General features: G+C 61.3%; 21 protein-coding genes. 11 read left to right on the top strand and 10 right to left on the bottom strand.

The features are described 5' to 3' along the window. Positions 1-95: 95 nt before the first annotated feature. From nagE to AEQ63_RS18955, 7 genes are all read right to left on the bottom strand, one after another. Positions 96-1,811 (bottom strand): N-acetylglucosamine-specific PTS transporter subunit IIBC, encoded by a 1,716-nt coding sequence (nagE, locus tag AEQ63_RS18985; protein WP_064364390.1) that lies wholly within the window; start codon positions 1,809-1,811, stop codon positions 96-98. 23 nt (positions 1,812-1,834) lie between these two features. Continuing rightward, the gene (gene ptsP / locus AEQ63_RS18980; protein ID WP_064364389.1) at positions 1,835-4,348 is read right to left on the bottom strand and encodes a phosphoenolpyruvate--protein phosphotransferase; all 2,514 of its coding nucleotides are present in this window, start codon (positions 4,346-4,348) and stop codon (positions 1,835-1,837) included. Between the two features lie 30 nt (positions 4,349-4,378). Next, positions 4,379-5,401 carry an SIS domain-containing protein gene (locus tag AEQ63_RS18975; protein ID WP_152972390.1) on the bottom strand — a complete coding sequence of 341 codons (1,023 nt, stop codon included), beginning with the start codon at positions 5,399-5,401 and terminating at the stop codon, positions 4,379-4,381. Continuing rightward, a complete protein-coding gene (gene nagA / locus AEQ63_RS18970; RefSeq protein WP_064364387.1) occupies positions 5,382-6,488 on the bottom strand; it encodes an N-acetylglucosamine-6-phosphate deacetylase in 1,107 nt (368 codons plus the stop codon). The genes AEQ63_RS18975 and nagA overlap by 20 nt, the downstream gene beginning before the upstream one ends. Before the next feature lie 24 nt (positions 6,489-6,512). Beyond that, positions 6,513-7,244 carry a GntR family transcriptional regulator gene (locus AEQ63_RS18965; RefSeq protein WP_042606908.1) on the bottom strand — a complete coding sequence of 244 codons (732 nt, stop codon included), beginning with the start codon at positions 7,242-7,244 and terminating at the stop codon, positions 6,513-6,515. A 282-nt stretch (positions 7,245-7,526) separates the two neighbouring features. Continuing rightward, entirely contained in the window at positions 7,527-8,042 is a 516-nt protein-coding gene (locus AEQ63_RS18960; RefSeq protein ID WP_042606909.1) for a L,D-transpeptidase family protein, read from the bottom strand. A 74-nt stretch (positions 8,043-8,116) separates the two neighbouring features. Then, the gene (locus AEQ63_RS18955) at positions 8,117-8,671 is read right to left on the bottom strand and encodes an NUDIX hydrolase (protein ID WP_042606910.1); all 555 of its coding nucleotides are present in this window, start codon (positions 8,669-8,671) and stop codon (positions 8,117-8,119) included. Between the two features lie 147 nt (positions 8,672-8,818). On the opposite strand from AEQ63_RS18955, the gene AEQ63_RS18950 reads away from it, so the two are divergent. From AEQ63_RS18950 to purT, 5 genes are all read left to right on the top strand, one after another. Then, positions 8,819-9,418: a CoA pyrophosphatase gene (locus AEQ63_RS18950; protein WP_064364386.1), complete on the top strand. Its 600-nt coding sequence runs from the start codon at positions 8,819-8,821 to the stop codon at positions 9,416-9,418. Positions 9,419-9,457: 39 nt separating this feature from the next. Continuing rightward, positions 9,458-9,982, top strand: coding sequence for a gamma carbonic anhydrase family protein (locus AEQ63_RS18945; protein WP_042606912.1), 525 nt, complete (start codon positions 9,458-9,460; stop codon positions 9,980-9,982). Next, the gene (locus AEQ63_RS18940; protein WP_064364385.1) at positions 9,979-10,194 is read left to right on the top strand and encodes a DUF1289 domain-containing protein; all 216 of its coding nucleotides are present in this window, start codon (positions 9,979-9,981) and stop codon (positions 10,192-10,194) included. The genes AEQ63_RS18945 and AEQ63_RS18940 overlap by 4 nt, the downstream gene beginning before the upstream one ends. Positions 10,195-10,327: 133 nt before the next feature. After that, positions 10,328-10,795: a VUT family protein gene (locus AEQ63_RS18935; RefSeq protein WP_016771544.1), complete on the top strand. Its 468-nt coding sequence runs from the start codon at positions 10,328-10,330 to the stop codon at positions 10,793-10,795. Positions 10,796-10,895: 100 nt separating this feature from the next. After that, positions 10,896-12,077 carry a formate-dependent phosphoribosylglycinamide formyltransferase gene (gene purT / locus AEQ63_RS18930; protein WP_064364384.1) on the top strand — a complete coding sequence of 394 codons (1,182 nt, stop codon included), beginning with the start codon at positions 10,896-10,898 and terminating at the stop codon, positions 12,075-12,077. Between the two features lie 88 nt (positions 12,078-12,165). Here purT and AEQ63_RS18925 read toward each other — a convergent pair whose 3' ends face one another. From AEQ63_RS18925 to AEQ63_RS18915, 3 genes are all read right to left on the bottom strand, one after another. Further along, a complete protein-coding gene (locus tag AEQ63_RS18925) occupies positions 12,166-13,482 on the bottom strand; it encodes an MFS transporter (RefSeq protein ID WP_042606915.1) in 1,317 nt (438 codons plus the stop codon). A 274-nt stretch (positions 13,483-13,756) separates the two neighbouring features. After that, positions 13,757-14,998 (bottom strand): transporter associated domain-containing protein, encoded by a 1,242-nt coding sequence (locus tag AEQ63_RS18920; protein WP_064364383.1) that lies wholly within the window; start codon positions 14,996-14,998, stop codon positions 13,757-13,759. Between the two features lie 12 nt (positions 14,999-15,010). Beyond that, a complete protein-coding gene (locus tag AEQ63_RS18915; RefSeq protein WP_016771539.1) occupies positions 15,011-15,823 on the bottom strand; it encodes a cytochrome C assembly family protein in 813 nt (270 codons plus the stop codon). A gap of 210 nt (positions 15,824-16,033) precedes the next feature. Between AEQ63_RS18915 and ffh the strand changes: the two genes are divergently transcribed. From ffh to xerD, 6 genes are all read left to right on the top strand, one after another. Beyond that, complete coding sequence (ffh, locus tag AEQ63_RS18910; RefSeq protein ID WP_007967791.1) at positions 16,034-17,410, top strand: signal recognition particle protein; 1,377 nt, start codon at positions 16,034-16,036, stop codon at positions 17,408-17,410. Positions 17,411-17,720: 310 nt separating this feature from the next. After that, positions 17,721-17,972, top strand: a complete 252-nt coding sequence (rpsP, locus tag AEQ63_RS18905) for a 30S ribosomal protein S16 (RefSeq protein ID WP_003185073.1) — start codon at positions 17,721-17,723, stop codon at positions 17,970-17,972. A 5-nt stretch (positions 17,973-17,977) separates the two neighbouring features. Continuing rightward, positions 17,978-18,514 carry a ribosome maturation factor RimM gene (gene rimM, locus AEQ63_RS18900; protein ID WP_016771538.1) on the top strand — a complete coding sequence of 179 codons (537 nt, stop codon included), beginning with the start codon at positions 17,978-17,980 and terminating at the stop codon, positions 18,512-18,514. Positions 18,515-18,516: 2 nt separating this feature from the next. Further along, entirely contained in the window at positions 18,517-19,269 is a 753-nt protein-coding gene (gene trmD, locus AEQ63_RS18895; protein ID WP_038860625.1) for a tRNA (guanosine(37)-N1)-methyltransferase TrmD, read from the top strand. Between the two features lie 45 nt (positions 19,270-19,314). Further along, positions 19,315-19,665 carry a 50S ribosomal protein L19 gene (gene rplS, locus AEQ63_RS18890; protein WP_003175895.1) on the top strand — a complete coding sequence of 117 codons (351 nt, stop codon included), beginning with the start codon at positions 19,315-19,317 and terminating at the stop codon, positions 19,663-19,665. A gap of 187 nt (positions 19,666-19,852) precedes the next feature. Further along, entirely contained in the window at positions 19,853-20,749 is an 897-nt protein-coding gene (gene xerD / locus AEQ63_RS18885; RefSeq protein WP_064364382.1) for a site-specific tyrosine recombinase XerD, read from the top strand. Positions 20,750-20,853 lie beyond the last annotated feature (104 nt).

Below are 20,853 nucleotides of genomic sequence, written 5' to 3'. Positions count from 1 at the left end.
GGTATATATGTATGTGTCGGGAGCCTCTTTGTGGAATGTCCTGTCTGGGTGGCGGCGAGCCTGCTCGCGAAGAGGCCCGCCAGACCAGCGCAGATTCAAATCTGCGCGCTGACCTCCCGGCGACTGACCAACCCCTCCAGCGCCCCACTCAAACTCGCTGCCTTGTCGCCCACCAGCAAATGCCAGACCCCACCGTCCAGGCGGCTGACACCCAGGCAGCCCAGCGCTTTGAGCTGCGTCTCGGACAACGCCTTGTCATCGGCCAGTTGCAGGCGGATCCGGGTCATGGCGATGCAATCAAGCTGCAGCACATTGTCGCGGCCGCCCAGAGCATTCAGCCACTGCTGCGCCTCGTTGCTGGCAAGTGCAACGGTCTTCGGCTCCTCGACTGTCACGGCAGTGTCAACCGGCGCCCCACGGCCCAGCGCCGGCATCGCCAAGCGGATTTCATCAGCGATGCTATCGGCCAGCGGTCCGACCACGACCTGCAAACTGCCACCCTTGCCCGGGCGCACCACGGCCATCGCGCCCAGCGCTTTCAGCCCGGCGTCCGACGCCTTGTTGCGGTCGACCATTTCCAGGCGCAGTCGGGTCGTGCACGCGCCGACGGTCAGCAGATTCTCTGCGCCGCCCAAGGCCTTGATGTAAGCGCTGGCGCGTTCGGTTTGCGAAAGCACGGCTTTTTCTGCCGTGGCCACGTCTTCGCGTCCCGGCGTCTTGAGGTTGAAGCGGCGGATACAGAAGTCGAACACCAGGTAATAAATGACCGCGTAAGCCAGGCCGACAGGCACCACCAGCCAGCCGTTGGTGGACTTGCCCCAGCCGAGAATCATGTCGATGAAGCCACCGGAAAAGGTAAAGCCCAGATGAATGTTCAGGCCGTTGGTGATCGCCATCGACAGCCCGGTCAGCAGCGCATGCAGGAGGAACAGCAGCGGTGCGAGAAACATGAAGGCGAACTCGATCGGCTCGGTCACGCCGGTCAGGAACGAGGTCAGCGCCATCGATAAAAATATCCCGCCCATCACCTTGCGCCGCTCCGGCAGGGCATTGCGGTACATCGCCAGACAGGCGGCGGGGAGGCCGAAGATCATCATCGGGAACATGCCGGTCATGAACTGGCCGCCCTTCGGGTCGCCGGCGAAATAGCGCGACAGATCGCCAGTCACCAATGCCCCAGTGGTCGGATCGGTGAAGTTGCCGAAGACGAACCACGCCATGTTGTTGAGGATGTGATGCAGGCCGGTGACGATCAGCAGGCGGTTGAACACGCCGAAGACGAACGCGCCAATGCTGCCGCTTTCCATCATCAGCGCGCCGAACGCGTTGATGCCCTGCTGGATCGGCGGCCAGATGTAGCCGAACAGCACGCCCAGCCCGACCGCCGCGAACCCGGTGACAATCGGCACGAAACGCCGGCCACCGAAAAACGCCAGATACTCCGGCAGCTTGATGTCCTTGAAGCGGTTGTACAGCGCGCCGGCCAACAGGCCGCTGACGATCCCGGCGAGCATGCCCATGTTGATGGTCGAATCGAGCACCTTGAGGGTAGAGATCATCACCAGATAACCGATCACCCCGGCCAGGCCGGCGGTGCCGTTGTTGTCTTTGGCGAAACCGACGGCGATGCCGATGGCGAAGATCATCGCCAGGTTGGCGAAGATCACTTGCCCGGCATCGTGAATGATCGCGATGTTCAACAGGTCGGTGTCGCCCAGGCGCAGCAGCAGGCCGGCGATCGGCAGGATCGCGATCGGCAGCATCAGCGCGCGGCCGAGGCGTTGCAGGCCTTCGATGAAGAGTTGGTACATGGCGTTTGTCCTTGTTGTTTTTGTTAGCGCAGAGGCCAATGTTGATGACAGGCGTGGCGAACGGCGGCGGCGCTGGAGAGCTTGAGCAGGTCGCGGCTCAGGCGCTGGCACTCGGCTTCGTGCACCTGGCGGACGCGGTCCTTGATCTCACCGATCTGCACCGCGCTCACCGACAGCTCGGTGACGCCCAGGCCGATCAGCACCGGCGTCGCCAGCGGGTCGGAGGCGAGGGCGCCGCAGACGCCGACCCAGCGCTTGTGCACCGCCGCGCCCTCGCAGGTCATGGCGATCAGGCGTAGCAGCGCCGGATGCAGGGCGTCGACTCGCGCTGCCAGGCCGGCGTGATCGCGGTCCATGGCCAGGGTGTATTGCGACAGATCGTTGGTGCCGATCGAGAGGAAGTCGGCGTGTTCGGCCAGTTGTTCGGCCTGCAGCGCGGCGGCGGGGACTTCGATCATCACGCCGATCTCCGGGCGCTCGGCAATGCCCAGCTCAAGACACAAGGCATCGACGCGCTGGCGGATGTGCAGCAGCTCGTCGACTTCGGTGACCATCGGCAACAGAATCCGGCAACGGTGCAACGGCTTGACCTGCAGCAACGCGCGCAGTTGCTGATCGAGAATTTCCGGGCGCGCCTGGGCCAGACGAATGCCGCGCAGACCGAGCACCGGGTTGGCCTCGGCGGGCAGTGGCAGATAGTCGAGTTGCTTGTCGCCACCGACGTCGATGGTGCGGATGATCACCGACTTGTTGCCCATGGCATCGATGACCGCTTGATAGGCGCTGCGCTGTTCTTCGACATCGGGTGCAGTTTGGCGATCGACGAAGAGAAACTCGGTGCGCAACAGGCCGACGCCATCGGCACCGTTGGCAAAGGCGTCTGCCGCTTCGCTGCTGGAGGCGACATTGGCAACTACTTCGATGTGCACGCCATTGCGGGTTTCGGCGGGCAAATGCGCCTTGGCTTGCTGGCTTTCGCGACGCTGCTGGCGCTGGATTTGCGCCTGTTGCACTTCGCTCAGGCGCTCGGCGTTTGGCGTCAATTCGAGACGACCGCCGTCGGCGTCGAGTACCACGGCCTGATCTTGCGGTTGATCGAGCAATTGCGCACCCAAAGCGACGATGCACGGCAGGCCTTTGCCGCGCGCCAGGATCGCGACGTGCGAGGTGGCGCCGCCCTCGGCCATGCACAACCCGGCGACACCTTGTGCGCTGAGTTGCAGCAGATCCGACGGCGTCAGTTCCTGCGCCGCGACGATGGCGCCGGCCGGCACCTGGTATTGCCAGGCCTCGCCAAGCAGGGCGCGCAGGACGCGCTGCCTGAGGTCGCGCAAATCGTTGGCACGCTCGGCCAGCAGCGGACTGCCGGTGCCTTGGAGCATGGCGCACTGGGCGTCGATCGACTGACTCCAGGCGTGCGTCGCTGCGATGCCTTGCGCGATGAATTGCTGCGCGGCGTCGAGCAGGGCCGGATCTTCGAGCAGCGCCATGTGCGCGGCGAAGATCGCTTCTTCGTCGGCGTTGCTGTGCTTTTTCGCTTGGGCGAGAGTAGCGGCGATTTCGCTGCGCACCGCGTTCAATGCCGTTTCGAGAGTCTGTTGCTGTTGCACCGGATCGTGGTTGCCCATATCCGCCGGCAACGTGATTGCGTTCAAGCGAAACAACGGCCCGGCGACCAGCCCCGGCGCCGCGCAAACACCGTGCAACACGCCAGCCTCGGCCGGACGTTTCAGCGCCGCAGTGCTGACCGGCGCTTGCCCGTGATGATCGTCCGGCAGCGCCGTGGCCAATGCGCTGAGCAGCGCTTGCAATGCGGCATCGGCGTCCGGCCCCTGACAACTGACCTGCACTTCATCCTGTTCAGCGATCGCCAGCCCCATCAAGCCGATCAGGCTGTTGCACGGCGCTGATTTGCCGTTGAAGTGCAGCTGTGCCTGGCTGTTGAAACCCTGGGCGGTTTGCCGGATCAGTGCAGCGGGGCGCGCATGCAGGCCGCCGCGATGAGCGACCCGCACCTTGCCCCGAGCCTCGGGGCCGCCGCTTGTATCGGCATTCGCCGCCACCGCTTGGCGCGCGATGATGTGCAGCAGTGGCTCGCCGACCTTCACCGTTTTGACGGTAATCGGCCGCACCTGAAAATCCGCGCTGTTCGTCAGAATCAGCAGGCTGACCAGGCTTTTGCACTGCTGTCCGACCTTGTCCAGGTCATAACGCAACAGCGGCTGACCGAGGCTGACGCGGTCGCTTTCCTTGACCAGCATGGCGAAACCTTCACCGTTCAGCTCAACAGTGTCGAGGCCCAGATGCAGAAGGATTTCGGCGCCGTTGTCGGCGCGCACGGTCACCGCGTGGCTGCTGCGCGCGACGTGGATGATCACGCCGGCGCAGGGCGAATAAAGCGTGTCGTTGAGCGGGTCGATGGCGATGCCGTCGCCCATCGCGCCACTGGCGAACACCGCGTCCGGGACGTTGGCGAGCGTCAGCACGGGGCCGCTGAGCGGGGCGCTGAGGGTCAGCTCTTTATTGTTGTCGGGCATGGCTGGGTCTCATCAGTTGAATCTCGGCGGTCAGTGCGTGCGGGTCACTTTGCTCAAATGGCGTGGCTGATCCGGGTCCATGCCCCGCGCCACGGCCAGGCCTGCGGCCATCACGTAGAAACTCTGGATCGCCAGAATCGGGTCGAGGGCCGGGTGCTCGGCGCGGGTCAGGGTCAGGTCGCGTTCGCTGACGTCATCCGGGGCGGCGAGCAGTACCCGGGCGCCGCGTTGGCGCATTTCTGCCGCGAGGCTCAGCAGGCCAGCCTGCTCGGCGCCGCGTGGGGCAAAGACCAGCAGTGGATAGTGTTCGTCGATCAGCGCCATCGGCCCGTGACGGACTTCGGCGCTGCTGAACGCTTCGGCCTGAATCGCCGAGGTTTCCTTGAATTTCAGCGCCGCTTCCTGGGCGATGGCGAAACCGGCGCCACGGCCGATCACCATCAAGCGCTGACAATCGCGCAGCGCTTCGATGGCGACGCTCCAGTCCTGTTTTGCGGCTTCGCGCAAACCTTCAGGCAGGGCGTTGCCGGCCTCGAGCAATTCGCTGTCTTCTTTCCAGTGCGCGATCAAGCGGGCGCTGGCGCTAAGGGTGGCGATAAAACTCTTGGTCGCGGCGACGCTGCTTTCCGTGCCGGCAAGCAGCGGCAGGCTGAATTCACAGGCTGCCTCCAGGGGCGAATCGGCGGCGTTGACCATCGACACACTTAGCGCGCCGCGCTTGCGCAACAGGCGCAGGCTGTTGACCAGATCCGGGCTCTGTCCCGACTGCGAAAACGCGAACGCAACCTGACCGCTGACTTTCAATGGCGCTTGCTGCATGGTCACTACGGACATCGGCAATGAGGCCACGGGCACGCCGAGTTGCTGCATGGTCAGGTAGGCGAAGTAGCTCGCCGCGTGGTCGGAGCTGCCACGGGCAACGGTCATCGCCACTTGCGGCGGCTGCCGGCGCAGGCGCCCGGCGATTTCGATCATCGGCGCGTCGAGCTGTTGCAGTTGGGCTTGCACGGCCTCGAACGAGGACAGCGCCTCTTCAAGCATTTTTGAAGTCAATGTCTTCTCCTTCGACCATGACGGCGGTCAGTGTGAGTGAGCGATCGAGCCGCACGCAGTCGGCCCAGGTACCCGGGGCCAGGCGCCCGCGTTCGGTGATGCCGAGGTAGTCGGCGGGAAATTGCGACAGACGTTGCGAGGCCTCGGCGATCGGCAAGCCGATCTTCACCAGATTGCGCAGGGCCTGATCCATGGTGAGGGTGCTGCCGGCCAGCGTGCCGTCGGGCAGGCGCACGCCGCCCAGGCATTTGGTCACGGTGTGGCTGCCGAGCTTGTATTCACCGTCGGGCATACCGGCGGCGGCGGTGGAATCGGTCACGCAATACAGGCACGGGATCGAGCGCAGGGCCACGCGAATGGCGCCGGGGTGCACGTGCAGCAGATCGGGGATCAGCTCGGCGTACTGCGCATGGGCGAGTGCCGCACCGACGATGCCCGGCTCGCGGTGATGCAGCGGGCTCATGGCGTTGTACAGGTGAGTGAAGCTGGTCGCACCGGCAGCCAGCGCGGCGACGCCTTCCTCGTAGCTGCCGAGGGTGTGGCCGATCTGCATGCGGATGCCACGGCTGCTCAGTTCACGAATCAATGCATCGTGGCCGGCGATTTCCGGGGCGATCGTAATCACGCGGATCGGCGCCAGCGCCAGATATTCTTCGACTTCGGCGATCAACGCGGTGTGGGCGAAATTGGGTTGGGCGCCGAGTTTTCCCGGGTTGATGTACGGGCCTTCAAGGTGCACGCCAAGCATTCGCGCGGCGCCTTTCGGACGCTGTTCGCAGAATTCTCCTACCGCTTTGAGGACGCTGGAGATCTCGGCGCTGGGCGCAGTCATGGTGGTGGCCAGCAACGAGGTCGTGCCAAAGCGCACGTGGGTTTTGCTGATGGTTTCGAAGGCGTCCGCGCCTTCCATGATGTCTTTGCCTCCGCCGCCGTGAACGTGCAGGTCGATGAACCCCGGCAGCAGATAAGGCAGATCGTTATCGGCCGGATCGCAGGGCACGCCGTTGATCGACACGACCTTGCCGTGTTCGTGAATCAGCCGGCCGCGAACCCAGCCGCTGGCGGTGAGGATGTTGTCTTCGGACATTTTCGTTCTCGCTTGGGGCCGCGCTCAGCGGCGCAGCTCTGCAACAAAGTCGTAGTAATCGTTGCGGCAATAGGTGTCGGTGACTTCGATCGGCGTGTTGTCTTCCAGATAGCCGACCCGGGTCATCAGCAGCATGGCGGTGCCGGGGGCGATGCCGACTAGCGCGGCGAACTCGTCAGAGGCGTTGATCGCCTGAATGTGCTGGAGGGCGCGGACGATCGGTTTGCCGATGCCGTCAAGGTATTCGTAGAGCGAATCACCCACCGCTTGCGGTTTGGGCATGATCGACGCGGGCAGGGTACTCATTTCAATCGCCATGACCGTGTCATCGGCTTTGCGCAAGCGCTTCATCCGCGCGACTTTGTCGTTGGGCGACAGGCCGAGGCGGATCAGTTCTTCGTGGGTCGGCAGAGTGATTTCCCGCTCCAGCCACTTCGAGCTGGGTACGAAGCCTTTCAAACGCAGCATTTCGCTGAAGCCGGAAAGCCGCGACAGCGGTTGTTCCAGACGTGGGGTGATGAATGTGCCAGAGCCTTGCAGGCGGCGGATCAGACCTTGCTCGAGCAAGACTTCCAATGCCTTGCGCGCGGTGACCCGGGAGATGCCGAGCTGGTCGCTGAGGTTGCGCTCGGACGGCATTGCCTGTTCGGCCTTCCACTGCCCGGCATGAATCGCCGCTTCCAGATTGCGCGCCAGCTGCAAGTACAGCGGCGTCGGCTGGGCGTCGTCGGGACGTAGGGATTGGAGGTCGTTCATGTAGGTCGTTTCCGTCGCGAGTATAGGATTGTTGTGGCTCGCTTGTGGGGCGGAAACTAATACCACTTGCATACCATGTCAACGCAGGTAAATGGCCTGTAACCCAGTGAAATGGCGGTGTTCAGGGGCGGTGGTATCAAGTGGTATTAACGATAGGCGATAAAAAGCAAAAGATCGCAGCCTGCGGCAGCTCCTGCAATTCGGAGTGGTATCACCCCTGTAGGAGCTGCCGAAGGCTGCGATCTTTTGATTTATTTTTTTACGGGTGACCAGCGGTCGAGGTTACGGGCGAATCTCGATCATGGTGCCGTCCGGCACCAGGTTCCACACTTCACGCATGTCGACGTTGCGCATGGCGATGCAGCCATCGGTCCAGTCGAGGGTGTGGAACAGCTGCTCCGGGTTGTCTTCCGAGTCCGGGGTGCCGTGGATCATGATCATCCCGCCGGGCTCGACACCTTCACGGCGTGCGCGGGCGGCGTCGCTGATGTTCGGGTAGGAAATGTGCATCGACAGGTTGAATTTCTCGCTGGTCTTGCGCCAGTCGATCCAATAGAAACCTTCGGGTGTGCGTTTGTCGCCCTCGATCAGTTTCGGCCCTTTCTTCGCCCCCTTGCCCAGGGAAATGCGATAGGTCTTCAGCGGCTTGCCGTCGGCGATCAACTGCAGTTGGTGGGCCGATTTGAGTACCAGGACTTTCTCGATCAGCGGGGTATTCGATGGCGTCACGGTGGTCACGAATGACGCTTGCGAAACGCTGACGAACGACAGGCAGAACAGGGCAAGCAACCAGCGCATTGAAACGATTCCCCAGGGAGTGACGCAATCAGGTTTTAGGTAGGAGCTGCCGAAGGCTGCGATCTTTTGATCTTCTAGCCAACAATGACCGGCTGCACCAGTGGCGGGATCGATTCCGAACGCACCGGGTAGTTCTCGACGCGCCGATCAGCGAAGAAGCATTCTAAGGTACGCCCGACCGTGCGGAAAGCCAGCTCGTCCCACGGGATGTCGGCTTCATCGAACAACTGCACTTCAAGGCTTTCGGGGCCGGCGGCGAATTCCAGGTCGGCCAGTTCGGCGCGGAAGAACACGTGCACCTGACTGATGTGCGGCACGTCGATCAACGTGTAGATGCTCAGGTTACGCACCCGGGCGCAGGCTTCCTCGGCGGTCTCGCGGATGGCCGCCTGTTCGATGGTCTCGCCGTTTTCCATGAAGCCGGCCGGCAGCGTCCAGTAACCGAGACGCGGCTCGATGGCGCGGCGGCAGAGCAACACTTGCGTGCCCCAGGTCGGCACGCAACCGGCGACGATATTGGGATTCTGGTAGTGAATGGTCTGACAGCTGTCGCAGACAAATCGCAGCCGCGAGTCGCCTTCGGGAATGCGCTGGGTGACCGGGTTACCGCAGTGGCTGCAAAATTTCATGCTCGGGTTCCTGAATGCTGCGCCTATCTTGGCGTGCAGCGGGGCCGGTCGGCAAGTTGTCGTTTCGCGACACGACGGGTTTCGGGGGCTTGGGCGCTCGCTTTGATTGGTGCATGATGCGGAGCAAGGCACTGATCGAGAACACTCATGCTGGACGAGCTACTGCATAGGGTAAGCAACCACACACCGCGCACGCTGGAGACCGACGCACGTTTCCCCGAAGCCGCCGTGCTGGTGCCGATCACCCGCAGTGACGAACCGGAACTGGTTCTGACCCTGCGCGCCAGCGGGCTTTCGACCCACGGCGGCGAAGTCGCCTTTCCTGGTGGACGCCGCGACCCGGAAGACCCGGACCTGATCTTCACCGCGCTGCGTGAAGCCGAAGAAGAAATCGGACTGCCGCCGGGGCTGGTCGAAGTCATCGGCCCACTGAGTCCGCTGATTTCCCTGCACGGTATCAAGGTAACGCCGTATGTCGGGGTGATTCCCGATTTTGTCGAATACCAACCCAATGATGCCGAAATCGCCGCCGTCTTCAGCGTGCCCTTGGAATTCTTCCGCAAAGATCCCCGTGAGCACACCCATCGCATCGACTATCAGGGCCGCAGTTGGTATGTGCCGAGCTATCGCTTCGGCGGGTACAAGATCTGGGGGCTGACGGCGATCATGATCGTCGAGTTGATCAACCTGCTCTATGACGCCAAAATCAGCCTGCACCAACCCCCGAAAAGTTTTATCGATACCTGAGCCGTCGTTCGAACGGCCGTGAGCCCCGAGGAAAACAAGATGAAATACCGCCTGGGCGACGCCCGTGTCGAAACCCATCCGCAGAGCTGGGTCGCGCCCAATGCCGTGCTCGTCGGCAAGGTCCGCCTGGAAGAGGGCGCCAACGTCTGGTTCAACGCCGTGTTGCGCGGCGACAACGAACTGATCCTCATCGGCAAGAACAGCAATGTGCAGGACGGCACGGTGATGCACACCGATATGGGTTATCCGCTGACCATCGGCACCGGCGTGACCATCGGCCACAACGCCATGCTCCACGGCTGCACGGTCGGCGATTACAGCCTGATCGGTATCAACGCGGTGATTCTCAATGGCGCGAAGATCGGCAAGAACTGCATCATCGGCGCCAATTCGCTGATCGGCGAAGGCAAGGAAATTCCTGACGGTTCGCTGGTGATGGGCTCACCGGGCAAGGTTGTGCGCGAACTCACCGAGCCGCAGAAAAAGATGCTCGAAGCCAGCGCCGCGCACTATGTGCATAACTCGCAGCGGTACGCCCGCGATCTGGTTGAGCAGGAAGAATGACCAGCATCGAACGACCTGTTGCCTCGCCGTGCGTGAATATTTGCGCGCTGGATGAAGACGATATCTGCACCGGCTGCCAGCGTACGGTCGAGGAGATCACCCGCTGGGGCCGCATGAGCAATGACGAGCGTCGGGCGGTGCTGGGGTCGTGTCATGAGCGGGCGAAGGCGAGTGGGTTGGTGTGGATGATTGGTAAGACAACCGGGCATTAAGATCAAAAGATCGCAGCCTTCGGCAGCTCCTACATTTGAAATGCGTTTTCCCTGTAGGAGCTGCCGAAGGCTGCGATCTTTTGATTCTACTTTGGCTGAAGTAATCTGTGCGCCAATCTGCCAGGTCGCCTCCATGATTTTCCTCATCGCTTACATCAGCAGCGTCGTGCTGATCAACTTCGCCTTTTCCACCGCGCCGCACCTGGACATCATCTGGTCGGCCTGGGGCGGGCTGGTGTTCGTACTGCGCGACATGGTGCAAACGCGCTTCGGTCATGGTGCGATCGTGGCGATGCTGGCGGCGCTGGTGCTTTCCTACATTACCTCCGACCCTTCCATCGCACTGGCCAGCGCCACGGCGTTTGCGGTCTCCGAGTGCATCGACTGGCTGGTGTTCAGCATCACCAAGCGGCCGTTGCGCGACCGCTTGTGGATCAGCTCGGCGCTGAGCATTCCGCTGGATACCTTCATCTTTTTCGGCATGATCGACGCCCTGACGCCACCGGTGATCATCACTGCGCTGGCTTCGAAGTTCGCCGGCGTCACTGCCGTCTGGCTGATCATGGCTTGGCGTGATCGCAAACAGGCTGTCGCCAGCTGAAGCCAAACCGTCGGGTTCATGTAAAATGCCGCGCTTTCTCCCCATGGAAAGTGCACTTGCGTGGCTTTCCTCGATGATCCGCTTCCTTTGAGGACCTGAGATGACCCGTATCGGAACTCCATTGTCGCCAACCGCGACCCGCGTATTGCTGTGTGGCTGTGGTGAGTTGGGCAAGGAAGTGGTAATCGAACTGCAGCGCCTGGGCGTTGAAGTGATTGCCGTCGACCGCTACGCCAACGCGCCGGCCATGCAAGTCGCCCATCGCAGCCACGTGATCAACATGCTCGATGGCGCCGCCCTGCGTGCAGTGATCGAAGCGGAGAAGCCGCATTTCATCGTGCCGGAAATCGAAGCCATCGCCACCGCCACTCTGGTTGAGCTGGAAGCCGAAGGCTTCACCGTGATCCCAACCGCGCGTGCGGCGCAACTGACCATGAACCGTGAAGGCATCCGTCGTCTGGCCGCCGAAGAGCTGGACCTGCCGACCTCGCCGTACCACTTTGCCGACACATTCGAGGACTACAGCAAAGCCGTTCAGGATCTGGGTTTCCCTTGCGTGGTCAAGCCGGTAATGAGTTCGTCGGGCAAGGGCCAGAGCCTGCTGCGCAGCGCCGAGGACGTGCAGAAAGCCTGGGATTACGCGCAAGAGGGCGGTCGCGCCGGCAAAGGTCGGGTGATCATCGAAGGCTTCATCGATTTCGATTACGAAATCACCCTGCTGACCGTGCGCCACATCGGCGGCACTACGTTCTGCGCGCCGGTCGGTCACCGTCAGGAGAAAGGTGACTATCAGGAATCCTGGCAGCCACAAGCGATGAGCCCGATTGCCCTGGCTGAGTCCGAGCGCGTTGCCAAAGCAGTGACTGAAGCGCTGGGTGGCCGTGGTCTGTTCGGCGTCGAGCTGTTCATCAAAGGCGACCAGGTGTGGTTCAGCGAAGTCTCGCCACGTCCGCATGACACCGGTCTGGTGACGCTGATTTCCCAGGACCTGTCGCAATTCGCTCTGCACGCCCGCGCCATTCTCGGCCTGCCGGTGCCGCTGATCCGTCAGTTCGGCCCGTCGGCGTCGGCGGTGATTCTGGTGGAAGGCCTGTCGACCCAGACTGCATTCGCCAACCTCGGCGCTGCACTGAGCGAGCCGGACACGGCGCTGCGCTTGTTCGGCAAGCCGGAAGTGAACGGCCAGCGCCGCATGGGCGTGGCGCTCGCGCGGGATGAATCGATCGAGGCGGCGCGTGCCAAGGCGACCCGTGCTTCCAAGGCTGTTGTTGTAGAGCTGTAAGCGAGTCGCGCCGATCGCGAGCAGGCTCACTCCTACAATTTGAAATGCGTTCCCCTGTAGGAGTGAGCCTGCTCGCGATAGCTATCTATCAAGCGACACGATTCAGGTCGTTGCCGCGCGTCTCCTTCAAACACAGCACCGCAATCAGACTCAACACCGCCGCCGCCGATACATACCCGCCGACATAGCTCAACCCACCCATCGCCACCAGTTTCTGCGCAAAGAACGGCGCCGCCGAGGCCCCGACGATGCCGCCCAGGTTGTACGCCGCCGACGCGCCGGTATAACGCACATGGGTCGGAAACAGTTCAGGCAGCAGTGCGCCCATCGGTGCGAACGTCACGCCCATCAAAAACAACTCGATGCACAAAAACAGCGCCACGCCCCAGGTCGAGCCCTGAGTCAGCAACGGCTCCATCAGAAATCCGGACAAAATCGCCAGTACACCACCGATGATCAGCACCGGTTTGCGCCCGTAACGGTCGCTGGCCCAGGCTGACAATGGCGTAGCCGCCGCCATGAACAACACGGCGAAGCACAACAAGCCAAGAAACGTCTCGCGGCTATAACCCAGCGTGGATACGCCGTAGCTGAGCGAAAACACCGTCGAGATATAAAACAGCGCATAGCAGACCACCATCGCTGCTGCACCGAGCAGTGTCGGCGCCCAATACTGGCTGAACAACTCGACCAGCGGCACCTTCACCCGCTCCTGACGGGCGATGGCATTGGCAAACACTGGCGTTTCATGCAGCTTGAGGCGCACGTACAGGCCGACCATCACCAGCGCCGCGCTGAGCAGAAACGGAATGCGCCAGCCCCAACTGCGGAATTGCTCGTCATCCAGGGTCATGGCCAAGGTCAGGAACAGGCCGTTGGCCGCCAGAAAACCAATCGATGGCCCGAGCTGCGGGAACATGCCGAACCAGGCCCGCTTGTCCTTCGGCGCGTTTTCCGTGGCCAGCAGCGCCGCACCGCCCCATTCCCCGCCAAGGCCCAGACCCTGACCGAAGCGCAGCACACACAACAGAATCGGCGCCCAGGCACCGATGCTGTCGTAGCCCGGCAAGACGCCAATCAAGGTTGTGCAAACCCCCATCAACAGCAGCGAGGCAACCAGCGTGGATTTACGACCGATGCGGTCGCCGAAGTGGCCAAACAGTGCCGAACCCAGTGGTCGGGCGAGAAAGGCGATACCAAAAGTGAGAAACGCTGAAAGCATCTGCGCCGTGCCGGAGGTCTGCGGAAAGAACACCGGCCCGATTACCAGCGCCGCAGCAGTGGCGTAGACGTAGAAGTCGTAGAACTCGATAGCGGTGCCGATAAAGCTTGCCGTGGCCACGCGGGTGGCGGAATTGGTCGGCTGGGCAGGCGCGGTTTCGCGGTAAGCGGTATGGGTCGTCATGCGGTGATCCCTGACAGTCATGAGCTCCAGTGGAGCGAATTATTATGGTCGAACACCCAGGGATGTGGGGTAGGGCGCGAGCGCTGTTTCGAGTAGGAACAGTCGTCGGTTTGCAGCGGAAACAGTCAGGATCCGGGTAGTGCCGGGTAGGCACAGGGATCGACGGCGCTTGGGTAAGCGCCTCGATTATAGGAAGGGGGCTAACGATCAAACAAGCGCAAAAGATCGCAGGGTAGGAGCTGCCGAAGGCTGCGATCTTTTGATCTTTTGATTTTTATCTGGCGGGCACCAAAGCAGGAGCAGAAGAGGTGTGCCAGATCAGCACCTTGCTCACCCGGTTCTCCTCGGTCTCGAGGATTTCCAGTCGATAACGCCCGATCTTCAGGCACACCGCGCTTTCCGGAATGGTTTCCAGCGCTTCGGTGACCAGGCCATTGAGCGTCTTCGGCCCGTCGCTTGGCAGATGCCAGCCCAGGCACTTGTTCACATCGCGGATCGATGCGGCGCCATCGATCAGCATGCGCCCGTCGGCTTGTGGATGGATATGCGGGTTGTCGAGGCTGTGTTCGCTTTCGAATTCGCCGACGATCTCTTCGAGAATGTCCTCAAGGGTGACGATGCCGAGGACTTCGCCATACTCGTCGACGACCATGCCCAGGCGGCGCTGCTGCTTGTGAAAATTGAGCAATTGCAGTTGCAACGGCGTGCTTTCCGGGACGAAGTAGGGCTCGTAACTGGCGGCCAGCAGCGCTTCGCGGGTGAGTTCGCCATTGCTCAGCAAATGGCCGATCTGCCGGGTGTTGAGCACCGCTTCGACCTGATTGATGTCGCTGTGAAACACCGGCAGGCGCGTGCGTGTGTTGTTGCGCAGTTGCTCGATGATCTCTTCGATCGAATCGTCGAGATTGATGCCGTCGACATCACTGCGCGGCACCAGGATGTCGTTGACCGTAATGTTGTCCAGCGCGTGAATGCCCGCGACCGGGTGGGCGCGAACCGGGTGCTCTGGGGCGTCGTCAGGATCGGCCGGCAAATCATCTTCGCTCTGCTGCACCACCTGAGCCGTTCGCGTGAACGGAGTCGTCAGCAAAACGCTGAGACGGCTGAGCAGCCAGGCGAACGGGTAGACGATTTTCATCGGCACGGCCAGCAGAGCGTTGCCGAACGCCAGTACGGCGTCGGGATAGCGCCGGGCTACGGCGCGCGGGAAATAATCGGCGAACACCAGCAGGATGGCGCCGGCGCCAAGGCAGGCCGCCCACGGGCCGTTTTCTTCACAGAGGAAGATCGCCAGCAGCGTCGCGATGATCACCGCAAGGGCGCGGCACAGGGTGTTGCAGAGGATCAGGCTGTCGAGCGGGAAGCTCAGCCTGGCCAGCGGTTTATCGCTGGCGCGCGAGGCGACACGTTGCGCAAGCAGGTACTGCTGCGCGATTTCGACGGCGGTAAACAGCCCCGACCATAAAATCAGCAGGACAAATACCGCGAGCATCGGCCCTATGGGCAAACCGTCCATTTATGCCGCCCGTCAGATGTGCAGAATGTATTCACGAACCAGTTTGCTGCCGAAGTACGCCAGCATCAGCAGGCAGAAACCGGCGAGGGTCCAGCGAATCGCCTTGTGGCCACGCCAGCCCAGACGGTTGCGGCCCCACAGCAGCACGCTGAAGACGATCCACGCCAGGCAGGCCAGCAGGGTCTTGTGCACCAGATGCTGGGCAAACAGGTTCTCGACGAACAGCCAGCCGGAGATCAGCGACAGCGACAGCAGCGTCCAGCCGGCCCAGAGAAAACCGAACAGCAGGCTCTCCATGGTTTGCAGCGGCGGGAAGTTCTTGATCAGCCCGGACGGGTGCTTGTGCTTGAGCTGATGGTCCTGCACCAGCAACAGCAACGCCTGGAACACCGCGATGGTGAACATGCCGTAGGCGAGGATGGACAATAGAATGTGGGCGAGGATGCCCGGCTCTTCATCGATGATCTGCACCGTGCCGGTCGGCGCGAACTGCGCCAGCAATACCGTGATAGCGCCCAGCGGGAACAGCAGCACCAGCAGGTTTTCCACCGGGATCCGCGAACAGGCGAGCAGGGTCAGGGCAATCACCGCGGCGGCAATCAGGCTCGAGGCGCTGAAGAAGTCCAGGCCCAGGCCGATCGGGGTCAACAGATGAGTGAGCAGGCTGGCGCCGTGGGCGAGCACGGCGAACACGCCGAGGCTGACCAGCAGGCGCTTGTTCGCCTTGGCGCCGGTGGCCAGGCGGGTACTTTGATAGACGGTCGCAGCGGCATAGAGCAGGGCGGCGGCGAGGGTGGTCAGCAAACTGGGTGACAAGGGGAGCATAAATCCTGTTAGGCGAGCCCGAAAGGCGCTGAGTTTGGCATAGAACCGCCACGGCACGAAAGACTCCGCAAGCTGACGGCGAGGTGTCCGCCGGCCGCAGTCTTCGCTATAATCCGCGACCTGCCCACGCCGCAGGCTCGCCGAGCACATGTTGATTCCGGTCTGGGCCGCCATTATCCCGGTCTGTACAGGGCCTGAAAGGATCGCGCAATGTTTGAAAACTTAACCGACCGTCTCTCGCAGACGCTGCGCCATGTTACCGGCAAGGCGAAGCTGACCGAGGACAATATCAAAGACACCCTGCGTGAAGTGCGCATGGCGTTGCTCGAAGCTGACGTCGCATTGCCGGTGGTCAAGGACTTCGTCAATTCGGTCAAGGAGCGCGCTGTCGGCACCGAGGTGTCGCGCAGCCTGACGCCAGGCCAGGCGTTCGTGAAGATCGTCCAGGCCGAACTCGAAAGCCTGATGGGCGCGGCCAACGAAGATCTGAACCTGAGCGCTGTTCCTCCTGCCGTGATTCTGATGGCCGGTCTGCAGGGTGCGGGTAAAACCACCACTGCCGGCAAGCTGGCGCGCTTCCTTAAAGAGCGCAAGAAGAAGTCGGTCATGGTCGTGTCTGCGGACATCTACCGTCCGGCCGCGATCAAGCAGCTGGAAACCCTGGCCAACGACATCGGCGTGACGTTCTTCCCGTCCGACCTGAGCCAGAAGCCGGTCGACATCGCCAACGCGGCTATCAAAGAAGCAAAGCTGAAATTCATCGACGTGGTCATCGTCGACACCGCCGGTCGTCTGCACATCGATGAAGAGATGATGGGCGAGATCAAGGCGTTGCACGCCGCGATCAACCCGGTGGAAACCCTGTTCGTGGTCGACGCCATGACTGGTCAGGACGCCGCCAACACGGCCAAGGCCTTTGGCGATGCGCTGCCGCTGACCGGTGTGATCCTGACCAAGGTCGACGGCGACGCCCGTGGCGGTGCCGCGCTGTCGGTGCGCGCCATCACCGGCAAGCCGATCAAGTTCATCGGTATGGGCGAGAAGAGCGAGGCGCTCGACCCGTTCCATCCTGAGCGGATCGCCTCGCGGATCCTCGGCATGGGCGACGTGCTCAGCCTGATCGAACAAGCCGAAGCGACCCTCGACAAGGACAAGGCCGACAAACTGGCCAAGAAGCTGAAGAAGGGCAAGGGCTTCGACCTCGAAGACTTCCGCGATCAGCTGCAACAGATGAAGAACATGGGCGGTCTCGGCGGGCTCATGGACAAGCTGCCGAGCATCGGCGGCGTCAACCTGTCGCAGATGGGCAATGCCCAGAACGCCGCAGAGAAGCAGTTCAAGCAGATGGAAGCCATCATCAATTCCATGACCCCGGCCGAGCGCCGTGACCCTGAGCTGATCAGCGGTTCGCGCAAGCGTCGGATCGCCATGGGTTCCGGCACTCAGGTGCAGGACATCGGCCGCTTGATCAAGCAGCACAAGCAAATGCAGAAGATGATGAAGAAATTCACCGCCAAGGGCGGTATGGCAAAAATGATGCGCGGCATGGGCGGTATGTTGCCCGGCGGCGGCATGCCGAAGATGTAAGACGTTCTGTCTGATCCATTCTTCTTATATATGGCGAGAGAAATGGGTAAGGCGGGCACAAGATCCGCGCCGGTCGTCGCACCGGCGCAGACCCTGCAAGGAAGCAGGATCCACAGCAAACCCGCACTCGGCGGGAGCTGACTGGCCGTTTTCATCGACGGCTCTCTATGCAAATCTGCACGGCATGCCATGGGCGCCGGAAAAAGGCATTTGCAAAAGTCCGGATATTCCTTAGAATATGCGGCCTTTCGGGCACCCATGCCCGCTGTGCATTTAGATTTGCAGCACCGACTACAGGAACGATGTTCACATGCTAACAATCCGTCTTGCCCTTGGCGGCTCCAAAAAGCGCCCGTTTTACCACCTGACCGTAACCGACTCGCGTAACCCGCGTGACGGCTCCCACAAAGAACAGGTTGGTTTCTTCAACCCTGTTGCCCGTGGTCAGGAAATCCGTCTGTCCGTGAACCAAGAGCGCGTTGCCTACTGGCTGAGCGTTGGTGCACAACCTTCTGAGCGCGTTGCTCAGTTGTTGAAGGAATCTGCCAAGGCTGCGGCCTGAGCAATATGAACGCGACGCCAGCTCCTGCCGATGATTTGATCGTTATTGGCAAAATTTATTCTGTTCATGGCGTTCGCGGCGAAGTGAAGGTTTATTCCTTTACTGATCCGACTGAAAACCTGTTGCAGTACAAAACCTGGACGCTCAAGCGCGAAGGCAATGTCAAACAGGTCGAGCTGGTCAGTGGACGCGGGAGCGACAAGTTCCTGGTCGCCAAGCTCAAGGGTCTCGATGATCGTGAAGAAGCTCGTCTTCTGGCCGGTTATGAGATCTGCGTGCCGCGCAACCTGTTCGCTGAATTGACCGAAGGCGAGTACTACTGGTACCAGCTGGAAGGTCTGAAGGTCATCGACACTCTTGGGCAATTGCTCGGGAAAATCGATCATCTTCTGGAAACCGGCGCCAATGATGTAATGGTCGTCAAGCCTTGCGCTGGCAGCCTGGATGATCGCGAACGCCTGTTGCCCTATACGGAGCAATGCGTGTTGGCCGTCGACCTGGAAGCGGGCGAGATGAAGGTGGATTGGGACGCGGATTTCTGAACGTGGCTAACTTGCGCGTAGAAGTGATCAGTCTGTTTCCCGAGATGTTTTCCGCCATTGGCGATTACGGCATCACCAGTCGTGCGGTCAAACAGGGGCTCTTGCAGCTGACCTGTTGGAATCCGCGAGATTACACGACGGATCGGCATCACACTGTGGACGATCGCCCGTTTGGCGGTGGTCCGGGCATGGTGATGAAGATCAAGCCCCTGGAAGATGCTCTGGCCCAGGCCAAGGCAGCAGCCGGGGAGGCGGCGAAGGTGATTTACCTGTCCCCCCAAGGCCGTCAACTGACTCAGTCGGCGGTACGCGAGCTGGCACAATCGGATGCATTGATCCTGATTGCCGGCCGCTACGAAGGCATTGACGAGCGCTTTATTGAGGCTCATGTCGATGAAGAGTGGTCGATTGGCGACTATGTACTGTCTGGCGGCGAGCTGCCGGCCATGGTCCTGATCGATGCGGTTACACGACTGCTGCCTGGAGCTTTAGGGCATGCGGATTCCGCTGAGGAAGATTCCTTTACGGATGGTCTGCTGGATTGCCCGCACTACACCCGACCGGAGGTGTATGCGGATCAGCGTGTTCCCGACGTGTTGCTGAGTGGCAATCACGCGCATATCCGGCGTTGGCGTTTACAGCAGTCCCTTGGTCGGACCTATGAACGACGCGCCGATCTTCTGGAAAGCCGCTCGCTTTCTGGAGAAGAGAAGAAGCTGCTCGAGGAATACATCCGCGAGCGGGACGATAGTTAACAACGTATCGATGGTAGATCGAACGATTTACCTTAGGAGCACAGCATGACCAACAAAATCATCCTTGCACTCGAAGCAGAGCAGATGACCAAAGAAATCCCTACCTTCGCCCCAGGCGACACTATTGTCGTTCAGGTGAAAGTGAAGGAAGGCGATCGTTCCCGTCTGCAAGCGTTCGAAGGCGTTGTAATCGCCAAGCGTAACCGCGGCGTGAACAGTGCGTTCACCGTTCGTAAAATCTCCAACGGTGTTGGCGTAGAACGTACTTTCCAGACCTACTCCCCGCAGATCGACAGCATGGCTGTTAAACGTCGCGGTGACGTACGTAAAGCCAAGCTGTACTACCTGCGCGACCTGTCGGGTAAAGCAGCCCGCATCAAGGAAAAACTGGCTTAAGCCCAGCTTCCGATGCAGAAAAAAGCAGCCTACGGGCTGCTTTTTTGTTGCCTGCGATTTACCGGACACCTTGCACGCCCCTCGCTTAATGAAGCTGCCTGTTTCTTGAACTGGCCGGCTATGAAAGACTGGCGCCCCTTTAATGACTATTTGCACGCCGCGCGAAAAGCAGCCTGCCCGAGCCCCCATGCCTGCCATCGACCATCCGCTGATTGATCAATTCCTCGACGCTTTATGGCTGGAAAAAGGCCTTTCGGACAATACCCGCGACGCCTATCGAAGCGACCTCGCGCTGTTCAACGGCTGGTTGCAGGAGAAGAATCTCGAACTGATCAATGCCGGCCGAGAGTTGATCCTCGATCACCTGGCGTGGCGTCTGGAGCAGAACTACAAGCCGCGCTCGACCGCTAGATTTCTTTCCGGGGTGCGTGGCTTTTATCGCTATCTGCTGCGGGAAAAGCTGATCAGTGTCGATCCGACGTTACGCGTCGACATGCCACAACTGGGCAGGCCGTTACCCAAGTCGCTTTCGGAAGCCGATGTCGACGCGCTGCTCAAGGCGCCGGATTTGAGTGACGCCATCGGCCAGCGTGACCGCGCGATGCTGGAAGTGTTGTATGCCTGTGGTTTGCGCGTGACCGAACTGATCAGCCTGACGCTGGAGCAGGTCAACCTGCGCCAGGGCGTATTGCGGGTGATGGGCAAGGGCAGCAAGGAACGGCTGGTGCCGATGGGCGAGGAGGCGATTGTCTGGGTCGAGCGTTATATGCGTGATGGCCGTCAGGAATTGCTCGGTGGCCGCCCCAGCGATGTGCTGTTCCCCAGCCAGCGCGGCGAGCAGATGACCCGGCAGACGTTCTGGCACCGGATCAAGCACCAGGCCAAGGTCGCCGGGATCAACAAGTCGCTGTCTCCGCATACCTTGCGCCACGCGTTTGCCACGCACCTGCTCAACCATGGCGCGGACTTGCGCGTGGTGCAGATGCTGCTTGGCCACAGCGATCTTTCCACCACGCAGATTTATACCCACGTCGCCCGCGCCCGCCTGCAGGACTTGCACGCCAAGCACCACCCCCGCGGCTGAACACCAAACCCTTGTAGGAGTGAGCCTGCTCGCGATAGCGGTCTGTTAGTCAAAGCCGTGTCGGCAGGACTACCGCTATCGCGAGCAGGCTCACTCCTACAAGG

This window comes from Pseudomonas sp. RIT-PI-o (assembly GCF_001297215.1).
Taxonomy (GTDB): Bacteria; Pseudomonadota; Gammaproteobacteria; order Pseudomonadales; family Pseudomonadaceae; genus Aquipseudomonas; species Aquipseudomonas moraviensis_A.
This window is presented reverse-complemented; position numbering and strand designations above follow the sequence as displayed.